26 protein-coding genes are annotated in these 26,438 nt (G+C 34.4%); 15 read left to right on the top strand and 11 right to left on the bottom strand.

Annotated features, from left to right (window positions below):
- Positions 1-163 precede the first annotated feature (163 nt).
- The 5 genes from F6K27_RS03075 to patD form a co-directional block, all read right to left on the bottom strand.
- Positions 164-688, bottom strand: a complete 525-nt coding sequence (locus F6K27_RS03075) for a RidA family protein (protein ID WP_287274100.1) — start codon at positions 686-688, stop codon at positions 164-166.
- Positions 689-745: 57 nt separating this feature from the next.
- Positions 746-898 carry a DUF1330 domain-containing protein gene (locus F6K27_RS03070; RefSeq protein ID WP_353735926.1) on the bottom strand — a complete coding sequence of 51 codons (153 nt, stop codon included), beginning with the start codon at positions 896-898 and terminating at the stop codon, positions 746-748.
- Positions 899-1,068: 170 nt separating this feature from the next.
- Positions 1,069-2,745: an ABC transporter ATP-binding protein gene (locus F6K27_RS03065; RefSeq protein WP_287274102.1), complete on the bottom strand. Its 1,677-nt coding sequence runs from the start codon at positions 2,743-2,745 to the stop codon at positions 1,069-1,071.
- A gap of 952 nt (positions 2,746-3,697) precedes the next feature.
- A complete protein-coding gene (locus F6K27_RS03060) occupies positions 3,698-4,306 on the bottom strand; it encodes a zf-TFIIB domain-containing protein (RefSeq protein WP_287274103.1) in 609 nt (202 codons plus the stop codon).
- 8 nt (positions 4,307-4,314) lie between these two features.
- Complete coding sequence (gene patD, locus F6K27_RS03055; protein ID WP_287274105.1) at positions 4,315-4,692, bottom strand: heterocyst frequency control protein PatD; 378 nt, start codon at positions 4,690-4,692, stop codon at positions 4,315-4,317.
- Between the two features lie 791 nt (positions 4,693-5,483).
- On the opposite strand from patD, the gene F6K27_RS03050 reads away from it, so the two are divergent.
- The 3 genes from F6K27_RS03050 to F6K27_RS03040 all read left to right on the top strand — a co-directional run bounded on the left by F6K27_RS03050 (position 5,484) and on the right by F6K27_RS03040 (position 10,158).
- Positions 5,484-7,751: a bifunctional (p)ppGpp synthetase/guanosine-3',5'-bis(diphosphate) 3'-pyrophosphohydrolase gene (locus F6K27_RS03050; protein ID WP_287274107.1), complete on the top strand. Its 2,268-nt coding sequence runs from the start codon at positions 5,484-5,486 to the stop codon at positions 7,749-7,751.
- Positions 7,744-8,031, top strand: coding sequence for a hypothetical protein (locus F6K27_RS03045; protein WP_287274109.1), 288 nt, complete (start codon positions 7,744-7,746; stop codon positions 8,029-8,031). Before F6K27_RS03050 ends, F6K27_RS03045 begins: the two co-directional genes overlap by 8 nt.
- 747 nt (positions 8,032-8,778) lie before the next feature.
- Positions 8,779-10,158, top strand: coding sequence for an aldehyde dehydrogenase (locus F6K27_RS03040; protein WP_287274111.1), 1,380 nt, complete (start codon positions 8,779-8,781; stop codon positions 10,156-10,158).
- 1,046 nt (positions 10,159-11,204) lie between these two features.
- On the opposite strand, the gene F6K27_RS03035 is transcribed toward F6K27_RS03040, so the two are convergent.
- Positions 11,205-12,686 carry a tetratricopeptide repeat protein gene (locus F6K27_RS03035; protein ID WP_287274113.1) on the bottom strand — a complete coding sequence of 494 codons (1,482 nt, stop codon included), beginning with the start codon at positions 12,684-12,686 and terminating at the stop codon, positions 11,205-11,207.
- A 1,124-nt stretch (positions 12,687-13,810) separates the two neighbouring features.
- On the opposite strand from F6K27_RS03035, the gene F6K27_RS03030 reads away from it, so the two are divergent.
- From F6K27_RS03030 to F6K27_RS02995, 10 genes are all read left to right on the top strand, one after another.
- Complete coding sequence (locus F6K27_RS03030; protein WP_287274115.1) at positions 13,811-14,155, top strand: hypothetical protein; 345 nt, start codon at positions 13,811-13,813, stop codon at positions 14,153-14,155.
- Positions 14,156-14,197: 42 nt separating this feature from the next.
- Positions 14,198-14,419: a transposase gene (locus F6K27_RS33490; protein WP_353735925.1), complete on the top strand. Its 222-nt coding sequence runs from the start codon at positions 14,198-14,200 to the stop codon at positions 14,417-14,419.
- 18 nt (positions 14,420-14,437) lie between these two features.
- Positions 14,438-17,008, top strand: a complete 2,571-nt coding sequence (locus F6K27_RS03025; protein ID WP_287274117.1) for a chromosome partitioning protein ParA — start codon at positions 14,438-14,440, stop codon at positions 17,006-17,008.
- Positions 17,009-17,223: 215 nt separating this feature from the next.
- The gene (locus tag F6K27_RS03020) at positions 17,224-18,084 is read left to right on the top strand and encodes a hypothetical protein (protein WP_287274119.1); all 861 of its coding nucleotides are present in this window, start codon (positions 17,224-17,226) and stop codon (positions 18,082-18,084) included.
- Between the two features lie 40 nt (positions 18,085-18,124).
- Positions 18,125-18,790 carry a hypothetical protein gene (locus tag F6K27_RS03015; RefSeq protein ID WP_287274121.1) on the top strand — a complete coding sequence of 222 codons (666 nt, stop codon included), beginning with the start codon at positions 18,125-18,127 and terminating at the stop codon, positions 18,788-18,790.
- 873 nt (positions 18,791-19,663) lie between these two features.
- Positions 19,664-20,830 carry a glycosyltransferase gene (locus tag F6K27_RS03010; RefSeq protein WP_287274123.1) on the top strand — a complete coding sequence of 389 codons (1,167 nt, stop codon included), beginning with the start codon at positions 19,664-19,666 and terminating at the stop codon, positions 20,828-20,830.
- Between the two features lie 230 nt (positions 20,831-21,060).
- Positions 21,061-21,582 (top strand): L-histidine N(alpha)-methyltransferase, encoded by a 522-nt coding sequence (locus F6K27_RS03005; protein ID WP_287274125.1) that lies wholly within the window; start codon positions 21,061-21,063, stop codon positions 21,580-21,582.
- A complete protein-coding gene (locus tag F6K27_RS33480) occupies positions 21,552-21,659 on the top strand; it encodes a hypothetical protein (protein WP_353735127.1) in 108 nt (35 codons plus the stop codon). Before F6K27_RS03005 ends, F6K27_RS33480 begins: the two co-directional genes overlap by 31 nt.
- 157 nt (positions 21,660-21,816) lie before the next feature.
- Entirely contained in the window at positions 21,817-21,966 is a 150-nt protein-coding gene (locus F6K27_RS03000) for a hypothetical protein (RefSeq protein ID WP_287300836.1), read from the top strand.
- A gap of 86 nt (positions 21,967-22,052) precedes the next feature.
- A complete protein-coding gene (locus F6K27_RS02995) occupies positions 22,053-22,208 on the top strand; it encodes a carbohydrate porin (RefSeq protein ID WP_353735923.1) in 156 nt (51 codons plus the stop codon).
- A gap of 374 nt (positions 22,209-22,582) precedes the next feature.
- On the opposite strand, the gene F6K27_RS02990 is transcribed toward F6K27_RS02995, so the two are convergent.
- Positions 22,583-22,747 carry a hypothetical protein gene (locus F6K27_RS02990; RefSeq protein WP_287283986.1) on the bottom strand — a complete coding sequence of 55 codons (165 nt, stop codon included), beginning with the start codon at positions 22,745-22,747 and terminating at the stop codon, positions 22,583-22,585.
- Between the two features lie 844 nt (positions 22,748-23,591).
- Complete coding sequence (locus F6K27_RS02985) at positions 23,592-23,795, bottom strand: transposase (protein ID WP_205127232.1); 204 nt, start codon at positions 23,793-23,795, stop codon at positions 23,592-23,594.
- On the opposite strand from F6K27_RS02985, the gene F6K27_RS33475 reads away from it, so the two are divergent.
- Together F6K27_RS33475 and F6K27_RS33470 are read left to right on the top strand one after the other, a co-directional pair.
- Positions 23,751-23,984, top strand: coding sequence for a transposase (locus tag F6K27_RS33475; protein WP_353734941.1), 234 nt, complete (start codon positions 23,751-23,753; stop codon positions 23,982-23,984). The two genes, F6K27_RS02985 and F6K27_RS33475, sit on opposite strands and share 45 nt — an antisense overlap.
- Before the next feature lie 13 nt (positions 23,985-23,997).
- Positions 23,998-24,126: a transposase gene (locus F6K27_RS33470; RefSeq protein ID WP_353735922.1), complete on the top strand. Its 129-nt coding sequence runs from the start codon at positions 23,998-24,000 to the stop codon at positions 24,124-24,126.
- A gap of 73 nt (positions 24,127-24,199) precedes the next feature.
- Here F6K27_RS33470 and F6K27_RS02980 read toward each other — a convergent pair whose 3' ends face one another.
- From F6K27_RS02980 to F6K27_RS02970, 3 genes are all read right to left on the bottom strand, one after another.
- Positions 24,200-24,889, bottom strand: a complete 690-nt coding sequence (locus F6K27_RS02980) for a metallophosphoesterase family protein (protein ID WP_124147088.1) — start codon at positions 24,887-24,889, stop codon at positions 24,200-24,202.
- Positions 24,890-25,104: 215 nt separating this feature from the next.
- A complete protein-coding gene (locus F6K27_RS02975; RefSeq protein ID WP_124147087.1) occupies positions 25,105-25,617 on the bottom strand; it encodes a L,D-transpeptidase in 513 nt (170 codons plus the stop codon).
- 56 nt (positions 25,618-25,673) lie between these two features.
- Entirely contained in the window at positions 25,674-26,315 is a 642-nt protein-coding gene (locus F6K27_RS02970) for a bifunctional 4-hydroxy-2-oxoglutarate aldolase/2-dehydro-3-deoxy-phosphogluconate aldolase (protein WP_287274127.1), read from the bottom strand.
- Positions 26,316-26,438 lie beyond the last annotated feature (123 nt).

The following is a 26,438-nucleotide window of genomic DNA, read 5'->3' as shown; positions in this document are numbered from 1 at the left end:
ATGTCCTAACGATACTTAGATATAGTTTCTGGTTGAATCTGGTAGTTATGTTTCTTTTGTCAATCGGTTTACATTATCATCAATTACTTCATTATCATTCCTTGTGCATAGTCTTCTTCTGTTACTTTCCTAGTCATATCTTTTAGAGGATTGTCCTTTAATCTTATTGCTCCGGAATGAACAAAGTTGCCTCAATTTCAAATAACATATCATCCAATGCTAGTCGGGGTACTGGAATCAAGGTACTGACAGGCAGTGCATCACCAAATAATTCTTGAATCTCTCTCTGAAAAAGAATCAGGTCCTCTTCTTGATAATCTACAATCAATACTCTAATCTGTACAACGTGCTCTGATTTTGCACCAGCAGCTTCAATCGCAGTTCTCAAATTCTGAAAAGATAGGTGCATTTGCTCTTCCAAAGTATTTCCTAGGACATTACCCTCAAGATCGCCACTAAACTGTCCCGAAACAAAAACGATTTTTCCAGTCGAAGGCACAGTTACAACTTGTGAAAATCCGTAAGGAGTTGTATCAAACAATCCCGATGGATTAAGTCGCTGAATTGCTTGAACATCAACAGATGGATAAGCTGCGAGATTAATAGAGAAAGTTGCTATGAAAACAATAAAGATGTAGAGGAAAAGTCTCAAGATTTTTTGAAACTTTGTTTTAAGATAATTAGACATATTAAAATAATTCTTTTGTTATAAAAGTTGTTCTTTCAAGGCTTAAGAACCAGCCACTTAGACTGGCTTCCACTTGGACATCATATCAACAGCATGAACGGCAAATGTAAAATTTGGTGGGGTATTATTCATTCTTAGATGCTTAATTGCTTGATATTCTTCCGAATGCCAAAAATTTTGTAAATGTTCCATCGAAGGAAATCTAAACAGTGTGAACTTGGCGTCTTCTTTCTATTCACCTTCAAAGAAGTCCATTAATGGTTTATTTGAATTCAAGAAAAAGAAAAAGTACAGGAATTAGTTTTATTGATAGTACTAGAATTACAATATGTCATCCTATAGGTGAAAATTTATTCTCTACAAAGGTTTGAGACTCTTCCCTATTCCCTGTTCCCTTCTACTTCTAATAAAGGCGCAGCATTTAACAATGTCTGAGTATAAGAATGCTGGGGATAATTAAATATTTCTTCTGTTCTCCCCTCCTCCACAATTTTTCCACTATTCATAACAGCAATTCTGTCACAAATAAATCTAGCTACCCATAGATCATGGGTAATAAATAAATAGGTTAAATTTAATTGTTTCTTCAATTCCAACATCAATTCCAACACTTGAGTTTGAATAGTAGCGTCCAACATACTCACAGGTTCATCACAAATAATCAGTTTTGGATTAGTAATCAAAGCTCTAGCAATAGCTACCCTTTGTTGTTGTCCTCCAGATAATTCTGAGGGGTATCTTTTGCCATATTCTGCTACTGGAGTCAAACCTACCTTTTCTAACATTTGCTCCACTTGAATTTTAGCTTTCTCTACACTAGCCAAATTATGAATAAATAGAGGGTCAGCTATTATCTGGTCAACAGTCATCATCGGGTTAAGACAAGCAAGGGGGTCTTGAAATATCATTTGCATTTCGCGACGGTAGGGTTGCAATGCGGATAAAGAGAGACTCGTTAAGTCTTTGCCTTGAAATTTGACTGAGCCAGAAGTCGGTTTGATTAATTGTAAAATAGTCCGAGATAAGGTACTTTTACCACACCCAGATTCTCCTACTAATCCGACTATTTCCCCTGGATAGAGGTCTAGGTTAACTCCATCTACTGCTTTGATAAGTTTACTTTTTCCAGAAAATAATAACTGCTCTATAAAATTACTTTCTAAGGTGTAGTGCTTCTGTAAATTTTTGATCTGCAAAATTGGTTTGAGGATTTTGGGAAGTTCCGTTGATTCAGATTTTTCTAGTTGAATTTGAGCAGGAGTAGATTCAACTACTTGAATATGTAAAGCAGCTTGAAACAGAGATTTGGTATATTCATGTTGGGGATTGTAGAGAACTTGTTTAATTGAACCTGTTTCTACTATTTCACCTCCATACATTACAGCAATACGGTCACAATATTCTCCTACCATTGCCAAATCGTGAGAAATTAATAATAGGGAAGTCTGACGTTCTTGGCAAAGTCTGGTAAGTTCCCCTAAAATCTGAGACGCTATAGTTACATCTAAGCTAGTAGTAGGTTCATCCGCAACAATTAACTTAGGGTCCAGTAATAAAGCTAGAGCGATCGCCACCCTTTGTCGCATTCCTCCACTAAATTCATGGGGATATTGAGACCAACGACTGGCAGGAATATTTACTGCTTCAAGAGTTTCTGTAGATTTTTGTTGTGCCTGAGATTTAGATATATTGGGTTGATGAGCTTGAATTGTTTCTACACAATGATCCCCAATAGTCATTAATGGATCGAGGCGAGTCATGGGGTCTTGGAAAACTAATGCTACTGCTTCTCCACGAAATTTTCTCAGTCGAGAGGGGTTCATCTCAAATATGTATTCTCCCCCAAATGTTATAGACCCCTCAACTTGTACTGACTTGGGTAATAATCTCATAGCAGCACGTCCAAGAGTAGATTTACCACATCCAGATTCTCCCACTAATCCTAATTTTTCACCTGGTTGAAGTGTGAGGGAGACATCATTTACTGCCCAATGAGATTTTCCACGTTTTTCTGGATAAGCTACTCGTAGATTTTTTATATCAAGTAAGGAATTCATTACTAGGTGGTAGGTGGTAGTTCATAGGTTTTAAGTAGTCATGCAAAATTAATTACACATACTCTCAAGCTAAAAAGCTGATGTTGTAAAAATTATAGAGAATAAAATTAGGCAATTCATTTTGCCTAAGCACTTAGGTGTTATACCAGCTAAAAAAAGAATGTTACTAATAGTTTCTCTCCTTTAGATCTGAAATAATTGCAGTTAAATTACTGTATTCTCAAAGTTTTGAGTATTCAAAATATTACTTTTAAATTTTGACTTTTGACTTTTGACTTTTAACTTCTAGTTTCGCTCCTTTAGATCTGAAATAATTGCAGTTAAATTACTGTATTCTCAAAGTTTTGAGTATTCAAAATATTACTTTTAAATTTTAAATTTTGACTTTTGACTTCTAGTTTCACTTCTTATAGATATGAAATAATTTCAGTTAAGTTACTGTAATTTCAAAGTTTTAAGTCCTCAAAATATTACTTTTAACTTTTAACTTTTGACTTTTGACTTCTAGTTTCGCTTCTTATATATATGTGAAATAATTTCAGTTAAATTACTGTAATTTCAAAGTGTTAATTCCTCAAAATATTACTTTTAACTTTTAACTTTTAAATTTTGACTTCTAGTTTCGCTTCTTATATATATGTGAAATAATTTCAGTTAAATTACTGTAATTTCAAAGTGTTAATTCCTCAAAATATTACTTTTAAATTTTGACTTTTGACTTTTGACTTTTAACTTCTAGTTTCGCTCCTTTAAATATGAAATAATTTCGGTTAAATTACTGTAGTTTCAAAGTGTTAATTCCTCAAAATATTACTTTTAAATTTTGACTTTTGACTTTTGACTTCTTTATGTGAGGTGGCGCAGAATTATTTTTTCCTTATTCCTTATTCCCTCTTCCTTCTTCCTTCTTCCTTCTTCCTTCTTCCTTCTTCCTTCTTCCTTTCATAAAATATTAACTTTGACTTCCTACACTAAATTTCCCATTTAGCTCCTTTCTTTTATTTTCAAATCTGCGTAACATATAAGTAGCAGCACAATCTCCATGAGGATTATCCTCTAATATATCTGCTAATTGAAAAACATACTCAGCTATTTCTTCTCCCAATTTATCAATAATAGTCTGACGATTAATCATTTCTTGTTGATGCTGACGCACCTTAGTTTGCCATCGACGAGAAAACATCTCATGTATTTTTGTATGCAGTCCAAGGGATTCTAAAATTTTCCACTCTTCAGCATTATCAAACCAAATACCACCATCATGTAGACAACGTTCTATATAGAAAGGTTTTTTAATATTTATTTTGATGCGTGATAAATAAGTACCACATTCTGGACATAACCCCGCTTTACCATCAAAAGGGGAGGGGACAAAATCTTCAAATTGATTATAAGGTAATATTTCTTCTGGGGCATACCATGAGGGTAAACTGGCTAACCAGGCTTCATAATTTCTTCCCGAAATCCAAAAACCTTTAGATTCTGGGCAATATTTTACCGGGATAATATCGTTCAAAACGGCATCTTCTAAATCTACATCGTACTTGGGACTTTTCATCATATATATTCCTAATCCTGTGTTAATTTTGTTTGACTAAGTATATTTCCGCAATAGCCTATGAGGGTTTTTAGGCGGTCTTTGATAGTGGCCAATCGTTTTTGTGTTGTTTGAGGATTTCGAGATGCTTGCAAAAAAATTAAATCTACATATAAGAGTCGAAGTTCCTTGTGGATCTCTGTTAGGTAAGACTTGATCTGGAATACAATAGATAGATCTAGTTCTAAGTTATCTAGACTCATAATCTTAATCTCGAAAAACTGTTGGATTTCTTTCCTCATGGCCGAAATTTTTTCTAGCTCTAGATTTTCTTGGGCCATAAGTTCTTGTAACTGATTCAGCAGTTGACTGAATGTTTGATATCGTTGATTATGCTCCTTTGGTAACATAATATAAATCAATTAAATTTGTATATATAGCAATTCCCAAGAAGCGTGAGGTAGGCGCATTCGTAATTTTTAGGCAGTGGGGAGCAGTAATTCGGGAAACTTGGGAAACAAGGAATAGCGGTGCGACCCCGCGGGGTGCGACAGACGCAAGCGGTCAGACCCAGCGTCGCCGTCAGGCGCAAGCGGTCGGACCCCGGAACGACGCCAGTCGCAAGGGAATGCCGACCAAGAGAGGGAATGCTCACCAAGAGAGGGAACGTGCACCAAGAGAGAAAAGAAGAAAAACAACTGTACCTCAGTCACTTGAGAAAGACTATATTATTAATCTACAAGGTAATAATATAGGATATTCATAATCTCAGTAAAGTTGCAGAATTAGTTTTAATTGTTCTGTAAATTAATTTCACTCTACGATTACTGATTTGATGAGTATTTTTGATAGTTTTTTTAGAGTCATAATCTATTTATACTCAAGAGTAATTATGTCTTCAATTATTAAGTTATATTGTAGATATCCGTAGACATCAATCCCGATTTGATAATATAATCTTATCCCAATGATTATACATAGTTTTCCATATTTTTTTATCAGAATTAAAGTATAAAAAATAACAGATAATCTCAAAAAAGCTGTAACTATAAAGTACAAAGCTAATTAAAATTAAGACCGCTTTCTCATCAACTATAAATTGATAATTTAGGTTAAGAAAAAACCAAAATATAACTCTGGCATCTCTAGTCTAAATTAGCTAAAGAAACAACCAATTAATCTGATTTATAAACTAACTCCTATGAAGACAAAAACTCTAGCACCTAAACCTGTACTTTCATGTGTAATTCCTGACTGGCTACAAGAATGTATCAATAGCAAAAATAACACTGATAATTTAACTAGCTGTTCCCTAGATACAGCATTAATCTGTCAAGCATTTGAATTGGCTTATAAGTTGCATGAAGGACAATATCGTAAATCAGGAGAACCTTATATATGTCATCCTATAGCTGTTGCGGGATTGTTGAAATATCTCGGTGGTGATAGTGCGATGATTGCTGCAGGTTTTCTACATGATATTGTTGAAGATACTGATGTAACTATTGAAGAAATAGAACAAAAATTTGGCTCGGAAATAGCTTTATTAGTAGAAGGTGTAACAAAGCTTTCTAAGTTTAATTTTTCTAGTAAAACAGAGCTACAAGCTGAGAATTTTCGCCGGATGTTTTTGGCAATGGCAAAGGATATTAGAGTAATTGTTGTTAAGTTGGCAGATAGGTTACATAATATGAGAACTCTGCAACATTTGCCACGTCATAAACAGTTAAATAAGGCATTAGAAACACGGGAAATATTTGCACCTTTAGCAAATCGTTTGGGAATTGGTCGAATCAAATGGGAATTAGAAGATTTATCTTTTAAATATATAGAACCAGAAGCTTATCGAGAAGTTCAAGAATTGGTAGCAGATAAAAGAGCTGATCGAGAGGCTAAATTGTTAGAAATGACAGAAAATTTACGACATAAATTAGACCAAGCAGGAATAGAATGCTACGACATTAGTGGTCGTCCTAAACATCTGTATGGAATTTATCGGAAAATGCATTTAAAACAAAAAGCATTTCACGAAGTTTATGATATTGCCGGACTAAGAATTATTGTGAATAAAAGAGAAGATTGTTATCGAACTTTAGCTATTGTTCATGACTCTTACCGCCCCATTCCTGGAAGATTTAAAGACTATATTGGTCTGCCAAAACCTAATCGTTATCAATCATTACATACAGGGGTAATAGGTAATGCAGGTCGCCCTGTAGAAGTACAAATTAGAACATTAGAAATGCACCATATTGCTGAGTATGGAATTGCCGCTCACTGGAAGTATAAAGAAACCGGATCGAGTAATACTAAAATTAATGCTGAAGATGAAAAATTTACCTGGTTAAGACAGTTATTAGAATGGCAAAGCGACCTGATAGACGATCAAGAATATTTGGAAACTATAAAAGGTGATTTATTCTATGAAGATGTTTATGTATTTACACCAAAAGGTGATGTAATTTCTCTTAAACAAGGCTCGACTTCAGTAGACTTTGCTTATCGTATTCATACAGAAGTAGGAAACCATTGTACAGGGGCTAAAGTGAACGATCGGATTGTCACTTTAGATACTCCATTAAAAAATGGTGATATTGTTGAAATATTAACTCAAAAAAATGGGCATCCTAGTCTAGATTGGCTAAATTTTGTTGTAACTGGTGGGGCGCGAAACCGGATTCGTCAGTGGTATAAACGCTCTCATCGGGAAGGAAATATATCTAGAGGAAAAGAATTATTAGAAAAAGAATTGGGTAAAAAAGGTTTTGAATCTTTACTCAAGTCTGAGCAAATGCGACTTATTGCTGAGAGATTTAATTACCATAATGTAGAAGATTTACTAGCAGCTTTAGGTTACGGTGAAATAACTTTAAATTTAGTAGTGAATCGATTACGAGATGCAACTAAAGAAGTCACACAAGTTGAGAAAAATTCAGATATTTGTAAAGAATTTTCTGAGCATAAATCTACTTTAATGCTACCTCGTCCAACTCAAACTCCATCTTCAGATAAATCTCATCCCATTGCTGGAGTTGAAGGTTTAATGTATCATTTGGCTGGTTGTTGTAATCCAATTCCAGGTGAACCTATTATTGGTAGTGTAACTCGTATGCATGGTATTTCTATTCATCGTCAAGGTTGTTCTAATGTGGAAAATGTACCCGGAGAAAGGTTAGTTCCTGTTAGTTGGAATTCTACTAATGAAAATCAAGGAAGACCTCAAACTTATCCAGTTAATATTTGTATAGAAGTGATGGATAGAGTGGGAGTTTTGAAAGATATTTTGTCTCGTTTGATGGATAATAATGTTAATGTCCAAAATGCTCAAGTTAAAACAAATCCCGGTCACCCAGCAATTATTAATCTATGTATTGAAGTGAGCGGTCGTCAACAATTTGAAAAGACTTGTACTCAGATTAAAAATATGAGCGATATTTTGAATTTACGTCGTCTTAGTCAAGTTGAATAGTTTTTTTAAGGAAGAAGGAAGAAGGAAGAAGGAAGAAGGAAGAAGGAAGAAGGAAGAAGGAAAAAATAATTCTATGGCACCTGACTTAACGAAGTTAGAAGTCAGAAGTCAGAAGTTAGAAGTTAACCCACCCCTCGCCCCTCCCCCTCCCAGGAGGGGAGGGGAAGTAGGGGATTTGAGCCGCCCTCCAAAAATATTTCGCCTTAAAAGGCGGGGTTTTAGGCCTAATTATTTTGATAAATGTTTGCTACATTTTATTGAGTGGAGGAGTAGGGGATAAATAAACATAAGAATAATTAACAATAATTGGCGTGGTAATTATCAAAAAAGTTATTGAATAAGAGTATTAATTACTTAATAACTGAAGTGCTACTTAAGTTAAGCATTCTTTTTTCAAATTGGTATAACACCTAACACCTACTACCTACTACCTACCACCTACCACCTAACACAGCTTCACATAAAATTGGTATAGCGTTTCCCAAGGTCGTGAGGTACAGTTATCTTTTTGTCTTTTTATTCCCTGTTCCCTGTTCCCAGATCCGGTGTTCCCTCAAGCCTAAAATTTTGTACCTCACGCTTTTTGGGAATTGCTATATAGCAATGTGCGCTGGCATATTTACAAATTACAAGAACTGTCCAATAGCTAAAAGTCTTATATCCCACATTCCGTACGTCAATTTGTAGCATTAAAAGTAGTATATAAATCCGTAGCTTGGTAGGTATTTATACTATGCAAATCATCTCAATTACTTTTTTCGTTGATCAAATTCCGAGTAAATAATTAAGCATAAATACTTGCTTGATTGATTACTCAATCACTGCAGCTATGATTTTCTTCTAAAATTCTGTCTCCTGTCTCCTGACTCCTGACTCCTTCTTCGATACTACATTTTGTGATGCGGAATGTGGGTTATATTATAAGTTTTTTATTCCCCCAGATGAGCTGTTCTGTTGCCTGTTGCCTGTTGCCTGTTGCCTGTTGCCTGCGCACAGCGCTATATCAGATTGATTTAAGAGAAAAACTATGAATTTCAACCAATCATTAATCAGTAAGATATTAAATAAACAACGTCAATTTTTTGCCACAGGAAAAACTAGAAATGTTGAATTTAGAATAGAACAACTTAAACTTTTAAAACAGGTTGTTTCAGACGATAGAGAACAAATAATAGCTGCTATTAAAGCAGATTTGAATCGACCAACTTTTGAAGGTTATTTTGAACTTGGTTTTGTCAAAGAGATAAATAATGCAATTAAAAAACTAAAATATTGGACAAAACATCGAAAAGTTTCTACCCCAATTGAACAGTTTCCTGCTGGAGCAAAAATTTATCCAGAACCTTTAGGGGTAGTTTTAATTATTGGTCCTTGGAATTATCCTTTTCAGTTAGTAATATCTCCCTTATTAGGTGCTATTGCAGCAGGAAATTGTGCAATTATTAAACCTTCAGAAGTAGCTGCTAATACATCTGAGGTTGTGGCTAATTTAATTGCTAATACTTTTGACCCTATTTATATTGCTACAGTTACAGGAGGAGTAGAAATAACTCAACAGTTATTAGCAGAAAAATTTGATCATATTTTCTTTACTGGAGGCACAAGGGTAGGCAAAATAGTGATGGAAGCTGCTGCTAAAAATCTCACACCTGTTACTTTAGAATTAGGCGGAAAAAGTCCTTGTATTGTTGATTCTGATGTTCAGTTAGAATATACGGCAAAACGTATTGCTTGGGGAAAGTTTATTAATGCTGGTCAAACTTGTGTTGCTCCTGATTATTTATTAGTAAATCAAGCAGTTAAATCAGATTTATTAGATAAAATAAAAAAATATATTGTTGAATTTTATGGTAAAAATCCTGCTAATAGTCCAGATTATTGTCGGATTATTAATGAAAAACAATTTAGTAGATTAACTAACTTACTGCAAAATGGAAAAATAGTTATTGGCGGTGAAACTAATTCAGAGGATCGCTACATTGCTCCAACAATTATTGAGGGGGTTTCTTGGGATTCGTTAATTATGCAAGAGGAAATTTTTGGACCTATTTTACCTGTTTTAGAATACAGTAATTTAGAAGAGGCGATCGCTATGGTTAATTCTCGTCCTAAACCTCTATCACTTTATTTCTTTTCTCGAAACAAACAAAAGCAAGAGCAAGTTTTAACAGAAACTTCTTCTGGAAATGTTTGTATTAATGATACTGTGATGCAATTTGGAGTAGTATCTTTACCATTTGGCGGTGTAGGCAATAGTGGTATTGGTCGTTATCATGGCAAGGCTAGTTTTGACACTTTTTCTCATTACAAAAGTGTGTTGAAAAAGGGTTTATGGTTTGATTTAAATTGGCGATATGCTCCGTACAAAAATAAAATAAGTTTGATTAAAAAAGTTATTTTTAAGTAATACCAAATTGATAAATGTTTGCTACAAATATCTAGGGTATTTCTTAGGAGTCAGGAGTCAGGAGTAAGGAGTCGTATGGGAATGGCTTTAATACCATTTTTTAAGGCGTAAATTATCTTTTTCTCTTGGTGTGCTACCAGGTGCGACTGTTGTCGTCGCGGGGTTGCACCACTTTCTCACAGGGACATCTCCTGCACTTGTCTTTTTATCGCTCTTACTATTCGTAACATTCTTTTTTCAAAATGGTATAACATTAAAAGTAGTATAAAAATCGGTAGCTTGCTAGGTATTTATACTATTTCAATAATTGATAATTGATAATTACCTCTATTATTTCCTACTGAATTGCAGAATTGCTGTTTGCAGACCATGACCTAGGAAATTCTGACTCCTTTTTTATACTAGATTTTGAAGTGCAGAATGTAGGTTGTAGTAATGCCTGAAAAGTGTGAGGAAAAAATTCTATGTTTTAGGGAACAGGAAATAGGGAATAGGGAATAGGGAACATAAATTGCAATTCAACTGTATTTCACTATTTTAAAAAATGCTGTAATTTAAAATTTGTTGGAGATAGGGAAAAGAGAAGATTCAGACATCATAAAATATATCTTAGTAGTAGATATGCAAATAATTTTCCCTATCTACTTAACTAGCAGTTAACTAATAGCTTTCAGCTTTGGTTGAACTTCCTGACTTGTAGACATCGGATCATACCAAATCCCAAAAAGTTTGCCATATAGCCATATATCTTTGTAACTGAGTAGATAGGGAAATGGGAAGGTAGGGAGTGGCGAGATGTTGAACAATTAATAATTAATAATTAATAATTACCTCTCCCTAAAAGCAAGAGGATTTAATAAAAGGAAAATTTTTTCTTGTTTCTCCTTCAAAGGAGAGAATCTTTACCTTAATTATTCAGCAACACTTCAGTTATTAAGTAATTAACTTATGCCCATGGAATTTTTTTGCTAATTTTACCCAAATTAATGTTAATTATTCTTATGTTTACTTCTCCCCCACTCCCCTACTCCCCTACTCCCTACTCCCTACTCCCTATTCTTTGATTTTGCCTGTAAATTTTCTAAAGCTTGATGAGCACTAGATAAATTTGGTGCAAGTTCAATAGCTTTTTCTAAAGAAGATATTGCTTGTTCATCTAAACCTAAATTAGTCAAAGCTTCGCTCAAATGATAATGTACAATACCCGAATTTGGATGAAGTTCAATTGCCTTATTATAAGAAGCGATCGCTTCATTCCACTTTTCCAAACTTGCCAAAGCATATCCTAATTTATGGTGAATATCGGCAGCAGTGGGATTAAGATTTATCACTCGACGATAAGCAGAAATAGCCTCCTCAATAAACCCTTGTTGTTCCATCATTTCTGCTAATTTCAAATGAGAGTCTATTACTGTTTTATTCTGTTGTTGTCTTCTCGCTAATGCCTCTTGTAGATGCTGATTAAACTTTTGATTATCTGGTTTAATTTCGACAGCTTTTTGATGACAATTTATTGCTTCTTCCCACTTTTCCATTTCTGTTAATGCTTCTCCCAACTGGTCATATACAACTGCTGAATTAGGATTAATTTTGAGAACTTCACGATATTCAGTTATAGCTTCTTCCCATTTTTTGAGTTGAGCAAAAGCATAAGCTAACTGATGATGAATTATTGCTGAATTAGGATTAAATTCAATTGCATTTTGATAGGCAGCAATAGCTTCTTCCCATTTTTTGAGTTGGACTAAAGCTGCTCCTAAATGATGATAAATTTCGGCATTTTTGAGATTTAGGGAAATAGCTTGCATACAAGCATCAATGGCTTCTTCCCATTTTTGTAACTTAGTTAAACCTAGACCAATATAATAGCAAGCTTCTGGTAAATTTGGGTTTAAATCAAGAGCATGACGGTAAGAAATAACCGCTTGTTCGAGTTGACCAGAGTCTTCTAGAACCTTACCTAAACTAAAATGATATTCTGGCAAATAAGGATTAATTTCAATAGCTTGATTAATAGCATCTATGGATTCATTCCACTCTTTTTTATTTGCTAGAGTTTCCCCTAAATATTGATAAACTAAAGCAAAGTTTGGATCAATTTCAATAGCATGACGATAAGCAACTATTGCCTCATCAAATAATCCTTGTTTTGCCAAAGCAAATCCCAAACTACTATAAAATTTGGGAAATTCTGAATTAATTTCAATCGCTTGATTTAGATAAATAACTGCCTCATCAAATCTATCTAGTTTAATTAAAATTTCTCCTAAATTATAGTAAGACCAAGGATAGTTTGGTTGCAGTTGAATTCCTTGGTGATATATATTTGCTGCTGCTTCTAAATTTCCCTGTAAACTAAGAGCTTCTCCCAAGTTTTGATAAGCTACTACTGATTTAGGATTAAGTTTAATTACTTGTTGGTAAGCATCAACAGCTTCTGCTAAATCACCTTCTCTGAGTAGTTTATTCGCAGTATGAAGATAGTGAACACTGCTTTCTGTTTCTGTTGCTATTGTTGAGGTTGACATTATTATTGAAAAAATCCTTTATTTGATAGTTATGGATTGGGTAATATTGCTGATTAACTGTTGATATTCTACAGTTTTTTAGTAGGTTGATTATTCCTATCAATTTCGATAGAATAAAATTAACCTAATGTAGTTAACATCATATAGTAAATGTTTTCCTATGTCACTTACTTGAGGCAATATTACTAAATTTACCAGAGTAAATTAAAAATTTTATTATAGGCTGAATTTTTATCAAGAAACAGTTTGATTGTAAGCCCTTAAGCATTTAAACTATAGCAATTATAAATCATTTGTGATAATTTGACTGTTCCTTAAAAGTATAGAATATAGCAGTTATCATATTCAGATGATACGTTTTTTTCTTCTTTCTCTGTTTCCTGTCCCCTGTTCCCTAAAAGTTTCCAATACTCACAACTTAAATTATATTGCTATATATACAGCACTTTTGATGGATGGTGAGGTACAGTTTTAGATTAATTTCTATTCCCTCTTTTGTTTCGCTAGATGAGCTGTTGCCTACTACCCAAAATTTTGTACCTACGGAAAGTGGGAAACTGCTGTAAGTTATTTGTAAAAGTAAACCCTTAAGGTTTAACAGAGAACATAAAATCTAAATGTGTCTTAGCTTAAGTCAAAAGTCGGAACTTAATCAGATTTTCTTAGTGGATCGAGAAGATGATAAAATTAGGTAAATCAAAATAAGACTAAATTTATTTGAGTCTGTCCTAACTGAAAATTCAGACAAAAATGGATAAATGCTAACAACCAAAAAATTAATATAAATCATTGACAAATCTATATGAATAATGGTATTGGAAGTGAAAATTATATAGCGGTACTAACTGATCCTAATTAATATTAGACCTGTTTAAGTTCGCAAATTTTGTATAGTAAAGTTGAAAGAAAAATATAGTCAGATATACTTAAACATAGCTTTTTATTTTGGTAGTTGACAAAATATTTAGTTTTAGTTAATTTTTTTTTCTGACCGACTCAAGTATATAAACAATTATGCTCTTAGTAGAATATTATTTGATCAAAAAAAATCATTCACTTTTCGCCGAGGGCGATGGTTTATCTTTTTTGACGAAAAATCTCTACAATGCTGCGAATTATTTAGATTGTCAAAACTTTTTTACCGGTCAAAAACGGATGCTACTACTGTTTATTATCATATCAAAAATAGTTATATACTAAGAGTTTTACCTCGTAAAGTTAGTCAAGAAGTTCTCAGAATGGTTCTTAAAGTATGGCAAAGTTATTATAGTGCTTACCGAGAAGATAAAGCTTTCCCAAGTAAATTTAAAGTGAGGCCAAAAAATCTTAATTATCAAGGTAATGCTGGAGATAGAAGTAATGGTAGATATGTGGTAATTTATCATAATCAAGCTCTTAGTCAAAAAGCTTTAAAAAAAGGATTAATTCGCCTTAGTAAAACTAATATTTATTTAAAAAATAAGAGTTAAAAAATCAGAAAAAGTTAGAATTATTCCGAAAAAAATGCTGAGATAATTGAGGTAGTTTACGAACAGGAAATAGAAACAGAACCTTTAACTCAAACTAGGATAGTAGCTATCGATTTAGGATTAAACAATCTGGCAACTTTAAGCACAAACTTACCGAACCACCAGCCTAAAATCTATAATGGTAGAAGACTTAAAGCAGTTAATCAATATGCCAAAAAGTTAACAAGACGATCAAAAAAATTATATAGTAATATTAATAACTAATACATAATCAAAATCTATATGATGCAAAAAACAGAAAAATCAACTCTAATTATTACCAGTATGCACCATTCAGGAAGTTCTTTAACAGCTTCCATCCTCCAAGGTTCTGGTTTACATATTGGTCGGAAATTAACAGAGGGAACAGAAGCTAATCCTCAAGGATATTTTGAAAATTTAGACTTCTATGAATTTCATAAACAAGTATTAGAATCTCAAGGAATAGATGCAGATGGTTGGACTCTCCAAGAAAAAATAGATATAGAAGAAAATTTTGTAGAAATAGCAAAAGAAATTATCGCCAAAAATTCTATAAGTGGAAATTGGGGATGGAAAGAAACCCGTACAACTTTATTTCTAGATTTTTGGGCAAATCTACTGCCAAATGCCAAATTTTTATTAGTTTATCGTTCTCCTTGGGAAGTAGTTAATTCTCTGTATAGTCGGCAAGATAAAATATTTCAAAGTCAACCAGAATTAGCAGTAAAATTATGGTTACACTACAATCAAAAAATTATTAATTTTTATAATCATGCTGCTAATTATTGTCTATTGACAAATATTCAAACAATCATAAATAACCAACAAGTATTTATTGAAGCAATTAATCAAAAATTTAAGACAAACTTTAATTATCCCACTGCCAATATCTACGAACCATCATTATTTAATAATCAATTATCAGCAGACGATCATAGATCCACTCTCATAGATTATTACTTTCCTGAAGCTATAGAAATGTACCAGGAATTAGAAGCAAGAGCCTGGAAACCAGCCGATGAAATACCAGACTTTTCCTGGCAAGAAAACATCAAATCATCTCCCTATAGAATTTGGGCTTTTCAAGACTGGATGAATTTATGTAGTGTAGAAAGTCAGAATAAAAAATTATTAGCAGAGGTAGAAAAATATAAAAATCAATACCAACAAAGTCAATTAGAACTAACACAAACTAAGTCTCAATTAACACAAACACGAGATGAGTTAGAAAAATATGCTTCTCAACTCGATACCACCGAAACAACATTATTAGAATCTCAAAAACAACTCCACCACACAGAAACAGTATTAGAAGAAACTCAGTCTCAACTGAAAAAAGTTGAACATATTCAAACCAGATTTGATCAAATAGAAAAAGAACTTATACAAACAAAATCTGAACTACACCAAACTCAAGGAGAGCTAGTACAAAATCAGTCACAACTACATCAAACACAAGAAGAACTAGAACAATTTACTTATAGACTTCAGCAAACAGAATCAGTATGGCAAAAATCTCAATCTCAGGTAGAAAAAACAGAAGTATTGTTAGAAAAGTCCGAATCACAAAATAAACAAACTCAAGCAGAATTAGGGAAAGTAAAACATAATTTGTATGAGACTCAAGCTAAATTAAAGGTTTGCCAAAATCAGCTACACCAAACTCAAGAAGACTGGGAAGATTCTCAGGTTAAGTTAATGGCAAATGAGAAGAGTTTACAACAATATCAAGAACAGTTAAACAATGTAGAGACAGAATTAGAAAACTCCCACTCACAACTGAAACAAACTCAGGCAGAATTAGGATTAACAAAACATAATTTATGTGAAACTAGAGACGAATTAGTAGTTTATAAACATCAGTTACACCAAACTCAAGAAGAGTGGGAATATTACCAGTCTCAGTTAACAGAATCTAATTCTCAACTACAAAAGCATGAACAAAAGTTAGAAAAGTCTGAATCTGAACTACAAAAAACTAGCCAAGAATTACAAGAAACTCAATCTCAGCTAAATCAAACTCAAGCCGAGTTAACAGAATCTAACTCTCAACTCAAACAAAATGAAACAATATTGCAACAGTCAGAAACACAACTAAAAGAAATTCAAAAAAATCAGCAGGAATGGGAAAAATCTAAATCTCAATTACATAAAATAAAGCAAGAATTGAAGCGCAACAACCTAAAAATGCAAGAGATTCAAACAGAATTAGTAGAGTCTAATTCACAACTTCAACAGACTGAAATACTATTGCAACAATCTCACTCTCAAATGAAACAGACAAAAACATTATTAAAAGAGTTTCAAAATCAGCTATATCAAACTGATGAAGAACGAAAAAAACAGCAACTACAATTACAGGAAAATCAGACAGTATTGCAACAAATTAAGACTCAATGGAGGCAGACAGAAATATTATTGCAACAATCTCAATCTCAACAACAAAATGCACAAAAAGAATTAGTTAAAACAAAGTCTCAACTAACACAAACTCAGTCAGAATTAGAAAAATTGCAGTATCAACAAGCCATTCTAATAAATTATAAATCCGAGAGTCAAACAGAATATCAACTATTAGTTTGGGAAGCTTGGTATGCTTATCAAAAAGGTAATTTGCTTGAAATGCAAGAGTGCCTTCAGAAATCTTTGAAATATACTGAAAACTCTCGGACAGAAATAGTAATGGAATGGTTAGATAGTTTTGCTAATTTCTCTCAGCAAAAAGGTCTAGAGTTAGATAGTGAAAAGCTGACAAATTCTGAAGAATGGCAAAAATTGATGAAGCGCACTATGAAAATTCAGCAGAAAGTTTTGGTAAGTAGTGAAAAATAAGTGAGTAGAAGACAGATTTAATTAAATAAAATTAGACAAATAAAACATGAGCAAAAATACTACATAAATATTCAACAGAAGAAATTAAATCCGGAATATTGGGAACAAATGGAGGTAGGATAAAGTCACTTACTCAGTATAGTTAACTTATTTTTAGAATTTGATTTTATCAAGATATTGGTAATATTTGAAGAAATTAAGGGGAATATAAATTAATGGCAGCAACAACAGAAAAAGAACTAGAAGAAGCTAAGGCTAAATGGCAACAAACTCAACAAGAGTTGGATCAAACTAAGTCCGAGTTGCATGATGTCAGAGAAGAGTTGGAGCGGACGCAATCTCAATTAGATGAGGTATTAGGAGAGTTGGAGCAAACCCACTTTGAGTTATATCAGTTTAAGGAGAAAGGAGAGCAACAGCAGTCAGAATCAGATGGAGAAGTTAAGCAGGAATTGGCAGTAACCAAGTCCAAGTTGCAGGAGACCAAACAGTTATGGGAGGAGTCCCAGTCGCAGTTAGGTGAGGCGATGGGAGTGTTGGAAGAGTATCAGTCTCAAATGGAGCAAACGATGGCGACATTGGAAGAGTTGCAAGGAAAGTTGCAGGAGAAGCAGGAAGAGTTGGAGCAGGTTAAGGCAGAGTTAGCACAGAAGCAGTCGGGGTCAGAGTCTGAGTTGCACAAACAGTTGGAGGAAACTAAGTCTCAGTTGCGGGAAACTGAGCAGTTGTTAGATGAGTATCAGTTGCAATTAAGTGAGACAATGGAAGTATTGGAGCAATCTCAATCACAATTGCAGCAAGCTCAGTTGAGAGAGAAACAGGAACAACAACAGCCACGATCGGACTCGGAGTTGCACAAAGAGTTGGAGGAAACTAAGTCTCAGTTGCGGGAAACCGAGCAGTTATTGGAGCAGTCGCAGTCTCAGTTAAGTGAAACAATGGATGTGTTGGAGAAGTATTATTCTCAACTTCAGGAAACTCAGTTGAAAGAGAAAGAGCAGTCAGAGTCAAAGTCTCAATTAAAGAAGGAGTTGGAGGAAACTAAGTCTGACCAAACTAAGTTCAAGGTAGATTAAGAGTGAGAAACTGTTAGAGCATTCAGATGAGCAAAATCGATTGTTCAAAATACACAATGCCATAGTCAAACCCATTCAGATTCAGGAACAACATAATAAGTGGTCAGGGGGTGTAGTTTTTCCCAATAATATGCCAGAAATATTCCGTCATCGACGAAGCAATATCAATTTAGATCAAGAAAAAATATTCCGTCATCAACGCGGTGGTAGTCTAGAGCAAGAAATAGTCTACTTAGATCAGTTCATAGAAGTGAATGAAAAAAATAATCTTGGCAGCGACAACAGTGATACTCATCAGATTGATAGTTCAAAAACTTACCATGGTACATATATCTACGGAGGTCCTTTTCATCCACACTTTGGGCACGCTTTGACTGAAAGTATTCATCGTCTTTGGGCATTTGATATCAGTATTCATGATGGCATTGTTTTTACTATTTCACAACCCCCCAATACCTCCCTAGCTGAATATACTTTTCCTTTATGGTTTACTCAAATACTAGAAATTATAGGCATACCGCTAGCTAAATGTGTTTTAGTTACAAATAACCACTGTATTTTTGAAAATCTTATCATTCCAGAACCGGGTAGTGAGCTAACACTTGGACAAAAGAAATGGTATTTCTCTTATTTAGAAAAACTACAGCACAGGATTTTTGAGTTAACAAATAACCTGAGAAAAGATCAACCACAACGGCTTTTTTGAGGAATAAATCATATCCCTTTTAGTGGAGTTATAGCAGGAGAAAAGTATTTTGAGACTCTGTTCACTGATGAGGGTTATGTTTCATTAAAAGTCGCAGCGATCGCCTCAACAAGCTTGCTAGTATTAATCAATCATCCAGATATCTAGAAATAAGAGTATCAAAAGGTATAACTTTTAATGCAGTAAATATTACCAATAAAGTTGCCGTCGATCCTCAGTTCAGATTAAATAAGGATAAATATGCCACTGAAAAGTGGTCTTTCTAGAAGTTTCCAGTGATGAATTTTTTAGAAGTTATGCCAAAGAGTTTGAGTCATTTGATTTAATTTACTTAGATGGTCTCCATACTTTTGAACAAACTTTTCGAGACTTTTGTGCTTTCCTTGCTGTGGCACATTCAAAAACTATATAGTTAATTGATGATACTTGTCCGAGAAGTTATGCTCAAGCACAATCATCACTACAGCGTTGCCGACAAATACAGAATTTTTCTGGGGAAAAAAGTGCTGCTTGGATGGGTGATGTATTTAAAATAGTTGCTGCCATACATGATTTTTTTCCTCAGTATAGTTTCGCCACTTTCCCAGATCATGGACAAACAGTACAATTATAGTGATTAATAATATGAGAAAAACACCCTCATATATTTTCTCCCTCCTCTCCCCATCTCACTTCTAAAAATTATTTATAACTGTTCAACCGATAGCGTAGCTCCCCTGGAAGAGGCACATGATATTATGGGAAAATCTCATGGTATTATTATTTATTTTGTTTTTTCGAGGCTAGAGCAAATTGGCGAGCGATCGCTACTGTTGCTAAATTATAATTACATAACTATACTTGAATTGAAAAATTGAAAACAAGAATTAATTAATGTTAACCCCTGTAGAGGTGCTTCAAATAATTTGCCTGATACCGATAGTCGGTGGTTCTGTATATTCAATCCTCAGTGTATGGACTACTAGACAATTTTTGAGGAAAACCACCCCAGACATAAATGCCACAGAAAAATTTCACCCACCTGTCACTGTACTGAAACCAGTACGAGGTATTGAAAAAGACCTCAAGTCAAACCTGCGTAGCATTTCTATTCAAGATTGGCCTGAGTATCAGGTAATTTATTCAGTTCAAGACCCTGAAGATTTAGCCCTCCCTATTCTTGAGGATATTCAAGCAGAAGTAGACACTCAGAAGATTTTCGTTGTCATTAGCAATGTTCAAGGAGGAGCTAATGGTAAAGTCAATAATTTACTTGGTGCCATAGCTGAGGCACACCACGATATCATTATTATCAGCGATAGTGACACAAATCTCAAACCTGACTATATCAAAAATATCATAGCTCCTCTATCCAATCCCGACGTGGGATGTGTCTGTACTCTCTTTAAAGCCAAAAGTGCCTACCGATGGTTTGAGAAGATGGAACTATTAACCATGAATGCAGACTTTATTCCTAGCGTGATATTTGCAGCAGTTACGGGAGCATCCAATGCTTGTTTGGGACCTTCCATAGCCATAAATCAAACCACACTACAAGAACTTGGTGGTTTAGAGAGTCTAGCAAATTATCTTGTAGAAGACTACGAACTTGGACGGAGGGTTTGGACTTCTGGGAAAAAAATGGTGCTTTTACCTTATATTATTGATGTAGTTGTAGACTTGAAGAATTGGCGACAATGGTGGACTCATCAAATTTATTGGGATCAGAATACATATTTAGCACGTTCTGGGCCATTTATTGCAACTATATTAATCCGAGCAGTACCTTTTGCTATTTTCTTCGCTGTGGCACGAATGGGAGACTTATTGGGACTAGGAGTATTAGGGATTACAATTGGTTTACGACTTCTGACCAGTGGGATAATTTTAAAAGAGTTGAAAGATGCTGAAGGTTTAAAAAGTCTTTACTTATTGCCTTTGCGCGATCTTTTTGGTTTAATATTTTTTGCTCTAGCGTTGACTAAGCGTACAGTAGTATGGCGTGGCATTAAGTATAAATTAATTAATAATGGGAAAATGGTTCCTGTCAGCAAGAAATAATTTTAAAAGCGTTTCCTGACGGAATGCTCCGCAAACAGATACAATTATCTATGCACAAGTTTTTAAGCTGATAGCTGTTAACGTAGTTCCTCTGTAGGAGGCTAGCTAATAGCTGATAGCTAGTTAAAATTAGGCAAAAAATCTAAAAGTATCATATCCACTGTTTTTTTTATTCATCAAATGAGAAGTTCTATAGTATTATTATATTTTACTTACAAAGAAAAATCATTATGACAGACTTTCAAACCTCATTTCTTTGTGATGTAAAATCTCTATTTTTGCAGCAACAGGAAGAAAATCTAGCTCCTTATTTGTACAGTACTCCTAATATTGAGGACGATTCTGCCAATGGTGAAGGATGTTACCAAGAACTAATATCTCAAAATTTAAATTATTATCTTTACAAGGAAGAAATCAAATTAATTAATAATAAGGCTAGCCAAATAGCTGCTTATGTTCCACCAGGATCTAATGTTATAGAATTTGGTCTGGGTACAGATATAGCTTTCAAAAATAAAAGTCTGCCCTTCCTTAAAGAAATTAAACAATTGAAAAGCTATGTTCCTATAGATTTGTGTCAAACTTATCTGGATCAGAGTGAGGAAATTTTAAGCCGAGAGTTACCAGAAATATCAGTTGAGAAAATCAATACAGACTTTATTAAGAAAATCGATCTGATTAAAAACTTTACTAAACCCGTAGTTTTTTTAAAGGAAGTACAATTACCAATCTTTCTACAAATAATTGCCTGAAATTTTTTGAAATAATTTTACAACCACTACAACCAGATGGTATTCTCATTGTTGGTGTTGATTCAAATCAAAATTAGTCGTCATTAAAAGGAGCTGATGATAATGGAAAAATGGGGAATTTGACGCTCAGTATTTTATATTTTATCAATCGTGATTGGCTTTGTTGCACAAAAGATGATGTTTAGGGTAAAAATAAAGAAGTCAAGATGGTACACGAAACTACACTCAGCAGATATGAGTAAGAGTAAGTCTAAATCCAACTCCAAGTCCTTGTATCGACTCAAAAACTGGTCTGAGTATGATGCCTCCTTAAAGCAGCGAGGGAGTCTCACTTTTTGGCTGACTCCAGAGGCCATGGAGCAGTACGCATCCTTAAAACTTTAACCTTTAGCGATCGCCTAATTTATGAAAAATACAGCTCATACAGTTACTTTTATGTTACATTATCAATATTTATGTAATATGTAAAGATGCCAGCGCTCATTGCTATAGAAGCAATTTATCGCTTCCAACTTAATGATAATATCTCTGTTACTCCTGGTTTATTTGTGATTACTAATCCGAATCACGATGATTTTAATGATACTATTTGGGTGACAACATTACGGACTACTTTTAGATTCTAACTAATATAGCAATCCTAAATGATTTGTCAAAAATCTCAGTATAGATAAAAATTCTGAAACTTTTCCCCTTATTCCCAGTTAAGGTTTTCCCTAAATTCCAAGATATTGTTACCCGCAACTGATATCATGTCCGGTAGTATCCTTAGTGTGTAAAATTACGTCACAATTGGAGGAAACCCTTCTTCCTTCTAACTTATGTTCTCTATCTCCCTTTCATCAAAGTCTAAGTATATAATCGGACATGATATGAAATAGGATTGCTATAGTAGATTCTTAAATTTTCAGATCATAAAATTACTGGAGTTTAGACTAAGACAAAATTTCCCAAGATTGTTTTGGGTGAAAAAAGAAGGTAAATTAACCAAAAATTGAGTCTAAGTTTTCAGATTTTTGGTTTTTTTTGTGGGACTTTTTCGTTTTTTTACTACAGGATAACGGGTTCTTTTACTTCTGACTTTACCTGTTTTCCAACCAGTGGATTTTCCACGGGGTTTGGCAGTTTTAGCAGGGGTTCTAATCTTGACTAAAAGTCCGAACATTGATTGTGCGACCCTTCCAGGGCTTAAGTTTTTTTGAGGCTTAAGCTCACGGAAGATAAGGATTCATAAGTAGAAGGCCATTGTCTTTGAAATCAAGGTGAAAGGGAAAAATCAGCCAATTCATTGGCTGTTAAGCGTGGTTAAAACTGCATGGATTAAATCATAAGTGGAATCCTGAGCAAACCCAAGTAAATTGTAGGTATCAGTCCTAAATTTTTGCAGTCTATTTATGTTAGTATTCATCAGGGAGAGTTATGTTTCTATTTAATTGCTTTTCAATTTTCTCCCTTTTTCTGAAATTTGATTTATAGCGCTGTGCGCAGGCAACAGGCAACAGGCAACAGGCAACAGGGGGGATAAATTGCCTATAATATAAGACTTTTAGCTATTGGGCATCTCCTGCAATTTGTAAATATACCAGCGCTCATTGCTATATTAATAGACTTGTCGCTTTATAACTTAAAAATTCCCCAAAAACCTTGTTCTGTAAGGATTGTAGCTATTGGATGGCAAAAATGCTGGGAATTATTGCTATGTCTAGGTTAGAGTTATTTTTTCCCTTTATTTAGCGACAACTCTAATATTTGTTAACCATCAACTTTGCTGGTATTCAGTAGCGATCGCACATGAGATTATACTAGACTGTACGGTGTTATTTTTGGGTACAGCGCTGCTCCCTCAGGTATTTACAACTTCCAACTCAAAGTGCAGTAAGCGAAAAGGTTTACAAAAAATAATGTGTAAATCTGCCAGAATGCACTGCTATAGTTAGTCTAAACTCTAGAATATAGCCATTATATGATCAAGGAAGATGATGATCGCTATGGCAATAAAATGACTGAAGCTACCAAATAAATTCCTCATAAATTCCTCCTAGAAAGTTTACTGAACCCTTGTCATACCTTGTGGCGATCGCTCGATACTGTTTGAGTTTGGCGAAAAAATTTTTGATCTGATGAGGTACTTTGTATAAGACTCGATCATAATTACGGAGTTCTTTTAGATTTTTTTTCGGTGGAATCACTACTTCTATTCCTCTCTCAGTCAAAGGCTTTATCACCCGCTAAACCGCGTAGGGGATGTCAAACAAAGGCTCCAAGAGATTATTTTTGAGCTATGTACTGAGAACAACTGGAGGTTGATAGCACTAGAAATTATGCCAGACCATGTTCATCTCTTCCTAGAAGTCGATCCTAACTTTTGCACTATCAATAATTATCAAGCGCGTCAAAGGTAGAGCTTCGCATCACTTGAGAAAAGAATTTCCTAGACTGCTGAAATCACCTACCCTCTGGACACCAAGCTTTTTCTGTGCAACTACTGGCAATGCTTCGACAGAGACTGTTAGGAGGTACATTGAAAACCAAACCGGAAATTAACGCCACTTTATTACCCGCGAGTCGTTATTAAATCAGGGGATAAATCTTCCGGGAACTTTCCTCCCATCGTTTTTTATGTTTGACGAGTTGCAAAATCATCTATTAACGCTGTTTTCAACTTACCTTTTTTATTTGCCTGCCAAAGTTTACCACTACTGACATCCAAACAAGTCAACCAACCGTCATCATAAACTCTGGTATCAATACAAATAGTGTTACCGACATTAAGAGGTTTACCACTTTTTTGACTTGTGTGACCACAAACCATTGTTTTTCCTGAAAAGTGAGGCATGGGGTTATCAAGTTTTTCCCAAAAAAGCTTGTACTCTGACTGCTCATTCAGAGATAGATCGGGAGCAGCATTCGCATGAACAAAAAAATGTTCATCCGACTCCCACCAGTCTACACAGATATTCTCAAGGAAATACCAATGTTCGTCTGGAATATGTTTTAGTTGAGATTTACCAGATTTTGAATAAGAAGCTAAAGTCTCCTTTCCACCAGAATTATGCCAGCGAACTTCATATTGCGAACAATCACGAGACCTCATCATCATTAATTCATGGTTGCCACGTAAGGCTACAAGTTGGCCAGTTTCATAAAGTGCAATTAATCGATTAATCACTCCTTGAGAATCTGGACCTTTATCTACATAGTCACCAAGAGTAATAATAACATCCTCTAATCGTGGCTTAACTGCTGCAATCAATGTATCAAATGCTCTGGAATGACCGTGAATATCTCCGATGGCTAGAATACGCATATATATTTTTTGTTACTTTTTTCGGCCTTGGTGATTTGAGGTATGAAATAAATAATTTAGTAATTTAGGTAAATTAAGAGTCATTCTTTGAATGGCAAAATTAGATGTTCTCTTTACTTAATTTCAGGAAAAGCACTTTTCTTTCTCCTGACTCAGTCCTCCTAAGTAATTAAAATTAATATCATACACGCGCTTCAGCAACGCCCTTTTTTCTTTCACTCATGTACTACTACAGGTGTCCCCACTGATGCCCAGTTAAATAACCATTTGGCGTGATTGACTGCTACATTCGTACAACCGTGACTAACTGGGGTACCAAACATATTATGCCAGTAAGCACCATGAATCGCCATTCCCCCATCATAATACATAGTATAAGGAACGTCGGGCACGTCATAATCTGCTCCGGTCATTCTGGCAGTGCGATATTTTGTTTGTACTCTGAAAGTACCTAAGCGAGTAGGAGTTGATGATTTACCTGTGGAAACTACGACTGCATAAACTACTTTATTTCCTTCCCAGGCAATTAATCTTTGGGTTGATAAGTCAATTGAAATCCAACGTTCCGCTGATTGTTGTAATTCTAACATTCTCGTGGCAATTAGATTTTCCCATCCACTAGCTTTAGTTGGTATTGACCAGGATAAAAAAGTTGTAATAGTTAGTGCTGTAGCAGCACATATTTTACCAACTTGATACCATTTTTTAGAACTAACTAAGTTTTTCATGTTTTATACTTAAATGGTGTAATTGAGAAGTAGATTATTTTGATTAATTTTCAGATTCAATTGTTTGCTGAAAGTTCTCTAACTAGAGCCTGAGTTTGTCTCGCGATCGCTTCCCAATTTTGAGCAATTATTAAATCTTTGGGAAATAATTTCCCTGATAAACCTACAGCAATTGCACCTGCTTTGATAAATTCTTTAGCATTTTCTAAGGTGACTCCACCAGTAGGAATTAGAGGAATTTCTCCTAAAGGTCCTTGCAAACTTGTGATATAAGTTGCGCCTCCTACTGCTGAGATAGGATATATTTTAACACAGCTAGCTCCTGCTTGCCAAGCAGTTAATATTTCTGTGGGAGAAAGAGCGCCGGGAATAATCGGAACTGCTGCTATTTTTGCTGTTTGAATCATAGCAGGGTTAGTATGTGGCGTAAAGATAAATTTGCAACCAATTTTTAGTGCTTTTTGTAACTCTTCTATGGTTAATAATGTGCCTGTGCCAATTATACAAGTGGGTAATTCAGAGCGGAGTAAAGTAATTAATTCTGATGCTTTATGACTGTTCCAAGTGATTTCTATTATGCGTATACCACCAGCAGCAACTGCTTTTGCCATTTTCATACCTATCTCGATTTCTGAGGCACGAAGAACGGCAATTATTCGATTTTGTTCTAATATTTTTAACCAGTTTTCTTGATTCATATTTTTGTGGAAGGAAGAAGGAATAAAGGAAAATATGTTTTTTATAAGTTTGACTTTAATTATTGTAATATATAGCAGTTTCCTACTCTCTGGAAGTAGATATATTGATGGTGTGAGGGAGTA

The organism is Okeania sp. SIO2F5 (assembly GCF_010692685.1).
GTDB lineage: Bacteria > Cyanobacteriota > Cyanobacteriia > Cyanobacteriales > Microcoleaceae > Okeania > Okeania hirsuta.
This window is presented reverse-complemented; position numbering and strand designations above follow the sequence as displayed.